The organism is Nocardia cyriacigeorgica (assembly GCF_029868385.1).
In the GTDB taxonomy this organism is placed as follows: Bacteria; Actinomycetota; Actinomycetes; order Mycobacteriales; family Mycobacteriaceae; genus Nocardia; species Nocardia cyriacigeorgica_F.
In genome coordinates this window covers 1-6,588 of sequence record NZ_JARWNX010000013.1, presented here as the reverse complement: position 1 = coordinate 6,588, position 6,588 = coordinate 1, and the positions used below count along the sequence as shown (strand labels likewise).

Genomic DNA, 6,588 nt, shown 5'->3' with positions numbered 1-6,588 from the left:
GATGCCGGCGATAGCGTTGGCGCCGGTGCCCGAGAACGCCGAATCGATCACCGGTGGTAGCTCTTTCGTGAGGAAGGTCGTCCAGCGCTGCCTGCCGAGGATCGGGTCGTCGGAACGCCAGTCGGTGAAATAGCTGCCCGCGCCGCCCATCGGAACCACGACGGTGACCTGTTCGTCGACGAAGAATTCATCGATATCGGTTCTATCGTTCCAACTGCTGTCGTCGCGCCCGCCGTGCGCGCCGTTGAGCAGATACAGCACCGGCGCGGGCCGGGCGGGGTCGGCAGCGCGTAGTACCCGCACCGTGACCGTGGTGTTCATGGCGGCGGAATACACCTGGAGATCCAGCCGACGTCCCGGCCCCGCACGGACCGCGGTCAGGTGCGATCCGTTCTCGGCGGGCCGCGCCGCCGCCAGAATCTGCGTGAGCACCGGCTCGACGACCGGCTCGGCCGTTGCCGGACCAGGCGGCGACACGATCAGCACGAACGCGACCATCCACACCAACCGCCGGATCCGGTGTCGGACCGGTGCTCGCGGATACCGGATGGTGGCCGACCCTGTTCGCATGCGGTGACGGTAGTGGCCCGGATCGCGCGTTCTCAATGGTCTGCGCATTCCCTTGGTGCACGGCCCGACCGGGATGAGACCCCTTTGGTATCGGCCACATAGTTCGCGATGGGTCATTGGAGACCGGGTGCCGCTGTCGTTAACTCTCATCCGTGGTCGCGGACGACGTTGTCCGTTCCAACAGCCACACCGCAGGGAAATGAGGTCCTCCGTGGTCGATTTCGGTTTCTTCGACGATTGGAATCCGCAACCGGGTGTCGTGACCGCCTGGACCCCGACGGCGGCCACCCGCGCCGCGGTCGCGGCCGCACCGCGCCATCCGAGCCCGCCGTCCTACACCCAGCGCGAATATCTGCGCACCGCGCATCGGAGTTGCGGCGCGAGGGCCCGCGCCTCCCGGCTGTGCATGGTCGCCTTCGATATACCGGCCGAACCCGATATGGCGGCGCTGACCTGGGCGTTCACCGCGTTCGTGCGTCGCCACGACACGTTCTGGAGCCGCTTCACCGTGGACTCCGACCAGACGGTGACCCGGCATGTCGTCGCACCGGAGGACATCGAGCTGACCGCGATAGAGCACGGTCGATGCGACAGCGCCGACGCGATTCGCGATCTGGTGCAGGAGCAGGTCCCGGACGCGCGCTCATGGGACTGCTTCGGTTTCGGGGTGATCGACCACGGCGATGCGTTCACCGTGTATGCCGCGGTCGACCATCTGCACACCGACGGCGTCGGGCAGGCGTTGACCTGCACGGATCTGCTCACCCTGTACGGCAGTGCATTGTCGGAGCAGGCGATCGAACCCGATCCGGTAGGAGGTCATCTCGCCTATTGCGCGCGTGAGCACGAACTCAACAGCGCGTTGACGGCCCGATCACCGCAGATCCAGCGCTGGCTGGCGGTCCTGCACCGCAATGGGGGCGCGATGCCGAGCTTCCCGCTGCCGCTGGGGGCCAGCGCCGAACCCGGCTTCTCCCGCGGCGCCCAGGTGACGATTCCCCTGCTGAGCGGTGCCGAGGCGGAACGTTTCGAGCTGATCTGCGCCCGCGACGGCGGCCGCTTCCTCGGCGGGTTGCTCGCCGCCCTCGCCCTGACCGAGCACGAATTGATCGGCAGTGAAAGGTATTTCGTACTGTCACCGGTCAATACCCGTACGGAGGCGGCGGAGGCCGGTTCCATCGGCTGGTACACCAATCTCGTGCCGATCGCGGTCGATCTGCCCGCGCACGCCCGCTTCTCGGCGCTGGTCGCACGGACCCAGCGGGCCGTCGATGAAGTCAAGGATCTCACGCATATCTCACCGCACCGGGTGCTGGAACTGACGGGCCCGGCCGAGGGTATCCACGCCGCACCGGGCTGGACGGCGATGATGATGTCCTACGTCGACGTCCGCAAGATCGCGGGTGTGGAGATGTTCGACCGGATCAATGGCGGTATGTTCGCCAATCGGGCGGCTCCCGGCCAGGTCTACGTGTGGTTCAACCGATTTCCCGATGTCACCACGTTCAGCGTGCTGTTCCCCGATACCGTCGTCGCGCACGATTCGGTGGAGCGCTACATCAAGACCTTCTCCGCGATCGTCGAGGCCGTGGTCGCCGAGGGCGATGTCGTCGGCGGTCTCGAGGGCTGAGCATGGTCACCCGGCACCGTAGCGACGCACCCCCGGACGTGCGGCCGTCGGCTGTGCTCACGGTGTGCCTGCTGGCGGTGTTCATGCAGATGCTGGACCTGACGGTCATGGCAACCGCCTTGCCCGCGCTGGCCGAGGACCTGGCGATCGCGGGTTCGACGCAGGTGCTCGTCTTCTCCGCCTATGGTCTCGCGTTCGGGTCGACGTTGCTGTCGGCCGCACGGCTGCGGGACCGATACGGTTGTCGGCCCTTGATGCTGGTTGGCCTGGCCGTGTTCACCCTCGCCTCGGCGTGGTGTGCGATGGCGCAGGGCGCGATGGAGCTTGCCGCGGCCCGCGCACTGCAAGGTCTCGGCGCCGCGGCGGTGGCCGCGCAGACCATCGTGGTCATCACCGCCACCTTCGAATCACGTGCGCGGATAAGAGCTTTCGGTCTCCACGGCGCCGTCTCCGGTCTGGCCGGTCTGGCCGGTCCGCTGGTGGGTGGCCTACTGGTCGGCCTCGGCTCGGACGGCCTCGGCTGGCGGATGATCTTCCTGCTCAACCTGCCGATCGGTGTGCTCGCGCTGCTCTTGGCGTATCGCCACATCCGTATCGACGGCGGCCGGGCGTCGGTATCGCTCGAGCTGCCGAGTGCGGCGTTGTCGGTGATCGGGGCGGCGATGGTGCTCGGCGCGCTGGCCGGTGTCGCAGACCGGGGGTGGTCGGCCGCCCTGGTCGTAACGCTGGTTGCCGGTAGCGCGGTGCTCGCGGGATTCGGCGTCCGGCAGCGCCACCTCGCGACATCCGGCAGGCGTGCGCTGATCGGCCCGGAGCTGTTCGCCGACCGGGCGTTCCGGGTGGGGTCGCTGCTGATGTTCGTCTTCTACGGTTTGTTCGCCGCACTGCTGTTCTCGGTGTCGGTGACCACCCAGACCGGGCTCGGCTGGACCGCCGTACGCACCGCGCTGACGCTGCTGCCGTTTGCGGTCGGCGCGGTGGTCGCGGCAGCGGCGACACCGCTGCTGCTGGCCCGGCTGGGCGGCCCTACGGTGACGGTCGGCCTACTGCTGTTCGCCGTCGCGGTGCTGGTACTGGCTCGCACACTGCATCCGGGCGACGGCGTCGTCGATACCGGGGCGCTGCCGATTCCGCTGTTCCTCGCGGGCGCGGGTATGGGGCTGGCGGTGGTGCCGTTACCCGCGGTGATGGTCGCCGCGCTGGGGGAGCGGGCGACCGGTGACGCCTCCGGGATGGCGCCGACGGTCCAGCAGCTCGGTAGTGCGTTCGGGGCGGCGGTGCTCGGGTCGATGTTCCTCGCCCGCGCCGACGGCGGCAGCCATACGTACCTGGCCGCCTGCCAGTTCGTGCTCTGGTCGGTGGCCGCGGTCGGTGGTGTCGCCGCCCTCACCAGTGTTCGGCTGCCGCGCACACTCGGTGGCGCGTCATGAACGGCGCATCGACCACCGCCGTCTCCGCGGCCACCCGGTCGGCTGCCCCGGCGGTCGCGGCGATTGCCGGTGTCACCGGGCTGATATCGACGCTGCGTGCCGGCCGCTATGACTACTTCGGCGACGAACTGTATTTCCTGGCCGCCGGGCGGCATCCGGCGCCCTCGTATGTGGATCAGGGCCCGCTGGTGCCGTTGCTCGCACGCGGCATCGATCTGGTGCCGACGGAATCCCTGCTCGCGCTGCGGTTTCCCTCGATCCTCTGCGCTGTGGCCGCCGTCGTCTGCTCCGCGGCGATCGCGCGGGAACTGGGCGGCGACCGTGCCGCGCAGATCTGGGCGGCCGCCGCGTACGCAAGCTGCCCGTTCCTCATCACCCAGTCCGCCACACTGTCGACCTTCGCCTTCGACAGCGTGTTGTCGGCGGTGCTGATCTGGGCGCTGATCCGTTGGACACGGACCCGTCGGGATCGGTGGCTGCTGGTCGCGGCCGCGGTGCTCGCCGTCGACATCCAGGTGAAACCGCTGGTCGGTGTGCTGGCGGCGGGCCTGCTCGCCGGCGTGATCGCCACCGGCCCGCACGAGCTGCTGAGACGTCCGGCGCTGTGGTTCGGCGCGCTCGTGGTGGTCGTGACCGCACTGCCCGGTCTGTGGTGGCAGTACCGGCACGGATGGCCGCAGCTGGCCATGGGTGCGGTGATCCGGGCCGAACAGGGCGCGGCGACGGGCGGTGCGTCCGGGTTGCCACTCCAGATCGGGCTGTCGGTGGGGTTGCTCGGCGCGATACTGGCCGCGTTCGGGCTGTGGATATTGGTGTCGGATGCGGTATTTCGCCCGTACCGCTTCGTGCTGGCCGGTGGTGCGGCACTGCTGATGTTCGTGGTCGTGGCGGGCGGACGACCGTACTATCTGGCCGGAATGTTTCCCGTGCTGTTCGCGGCGGGCGCGGTCGCGATCACCTGGCAGCCCGCGCTGACGGTGCGTCGGGTATGTGCGGCGGCGCTGACGGTCTCGGTCGTGATCGCGATCCTGGCGGTGACCACGCTGCCGCGCCCGGAGTCGGCGAGGCACGGGGCCACCGATACCGGCGCCGAGATGGCCACGCGGCTGCGCCTGTACGGCACCGAGGGCTGGGACGAGTTGACGAGCACCGTCGCTGCTGCGGTGCGCGAGCTTCCCGCCGCCGACCGGGGCTCCCTGGCAATCGTCACCCACAACTATTGGCAGGCAGCGGCTTTGGAGATCCTCGGCCCACCCGACCTCCCGCCGGTATACAGCCCCAATCGTGGCTACGCCGAATTCGGTATGCCCGCCAGCGACGTGACCACCATCGTCTCGGTGACGACCGGCGCCACCGAACCGGCACTGCACCGCGCGATGTCGACCTGCACCCCGATCGCACACCGCGACGACGACACCGGATTCCCCGGCATCGACCGACATCTGCGGGTGTGGCGCTGTGACCACCCGCGACAGCCGTGGCCCGAGATCTGGTCCGGTTCGACCACACCGACCTTCGACCCAGGACTGTGATGCACACTCGTACCCGCCAGAAACCGCTGTCATGGTTCGACCACATCCCGTCGATCCCCGAGCTGGAGGAGCGCAAACGAGGCCGCCGTGTCTCGGTGGTGCTGCCGGCTCTCGACGAGGAAGCGACCGTCGCCGGTGTCATCGCCTCGATCCGCCCACTGCTGGGCGGGCTCGTCGATGAACTGCTCGTGATCGATTCGGGATCGACCGATCGCACTGTCGCGCGCGCACGGGCCGCGGGCGCGACCGTCTTCACTCGGGAAGAGGCCCTGCCGGGCATCGACCCGCGACCGGGTAAGGGGGAGGTGCTGTGGCGGTCGCTGGCCGTGGCCGCGGGCGAGCTGATCGTGTTCGTCGACGCCGATCTCACCGATCCCGGGCCGCAGTTCGTGCCGTCACTGCTGGCGCCGCTGCTGTGCGATGACGACTACGCCCTCGTCAAGGGGTTCTACCGCCGGCCGCTGGGCGCCGGACCGGACCGCGACGGCGGTGGCCGCGTCACCCAGCTGCTGGCCCGTCCATTGCTCACCGCGCTGGCGCCCGGCATCGCCGATATCGTGCAACCGCTGGGTGGCGAGTACGCCGCCAGACGTGAACTGCTCACCTCCATTCCGTTCGCCGCCGGATACGGGGTGGAGATCGGTATCCTGCTCGACTGTTGGCAGCGCTATGGCCCGGACGCGATCGCTCAGGTCGACCTCGGGGTGCGGGTGCACCGCAACCGGCCGACCCATGAGCTGGCGGTGATGTCACGTCAGGTCGCGGCGACCCTGCTCGACCGGCTCGGCATCCGTGACTCCGGTATCGGGCTCACCCAGTACCTGCCGGAGGGGGACGGCTGGCGGCGGGTGGACTCCGAGGTCAGCCTCGACGATCGACCGCCGATGGCGCGGCTTGGCGTCGGCCCATCGTGCCGGGGGAGCGGATCGTGAATCCCGCATCTCGGATCCGGCGCGCCCTGCTTGCTGTCGTCGTCGCGGCGGGCTGCCTGTCGGTATCGGCGGTCGATGCCGCCTCGTCGCCGCCATCCGCCTCACCGGAGACCCGGATGACCGGAATCGAGTACCGCTCCGAACGGGTCGCGGATGTCGTCGTGCATTCGGCGTCGATGAATACACCGGTGTCGCTGCGGGTGCTGCGCGCCGCCGACCCCGACCGGCCCGCGCCGGTGCTGTATCTGCTCAACGGCGCCAACGGTGGCGTCAACGGAAGCTGGTACGACGAAACCGATATCGCGCAGTTCTTCGCCGATAAGCAGGTCACCGTCGTGATCCCGATCGGCGGTGCGGGCAGCTATTTCACCGACTGGCGTTCCGACGACCCGATCCTCGGCAGGCAGCGCTGGACGACCTTCCTCACGAAAGAGCTACCACCGGTGATCGATTCGGCGTTCTCGGGCACCGGCGCCAACGCTATCGCCGGCATC

The 6,588-nt window shown here is 68.9% G+C and carries 6 protein-coding genes; 5 read left to right on the top strand and 1 reads right to left on the bottom strand.

The features are described from left to right. Positions 1–570: alpha/beta hydrolase (locus QH168_RS00610; RefSeq protein WP_280232367.1), on the bottom strand; the 570-nt coding region annotated here is incomplete at its 3' end. 211 nt (positions 571–781) lie between these two features. On the opposite strand from QH168_RS00610, the gene QH168_RS00605 reads away from it, so the two are divergent. The 5 genes from QH168_RS00605 to QH168_RS00585 all read left to right on the top strand — a co-directional run. After that, complete coding sequence (locus tag QH168_RS00605) at positions 782–2,200, top strand: condensation domain-containing protein (RefSeq protein ID WP_280232366.1); 1,419 nt, start codon at positions 782–784, stop codon at positions 2,198–2,200. Positions 2,201–2,202: 2 nt separating this feature from the next. Then, positions 2,203–3,630: an MFS transporter gene (locus tag QH168_RS00600; RefSeq protein ID WP_280232365.1), complete on the top strand. Its 1,428-nt coding sequence runs from the start codon at positions 2,203–2,205 to the stop codon at positions 3,628–3,630. After that, positions 3,627–5,162: a glycosyltransferase family 39 protein gene (locus QH168_RS00595; protein ID WP_280232364.1), complete on the top strand. Its 1,536-nt coding sequence runs from the start codon at positions 3,627–3,629 to the stop codon at positions 5,160–5,162. The genes QH168_RS00600 and QH168_RS00595 overlap by 4 nt, the downstream gene beginning before the upstream one ends. Continuing rightward, on the top strand, positions 5,162–6,094 hold the full coding sequence (locus tag QH168_RS00590; protein ID WP_280232363.1) for a glucosyl-3-phosphoglycerate synthase: 933 nt from the start codon (positions 5,162–5,164) through the stop codon (positions 6,092–6,094). The genes QH168_RS00595 and QH168_RS00590 overlap by 1 nt, the downstream gene beginning before the upstream one ends. Next, a partial coding sequence (locus QH168_RS00585; RefSeq protein WP_280232362.1) for an alpha/beta hydrolase occupies positions 6,091–6,588 on the top strand: 498 nt, incomplete at its 3' end. The genes QH168_RS00590 and QH168_RS00585, both read left to right, overlap by 4 nt.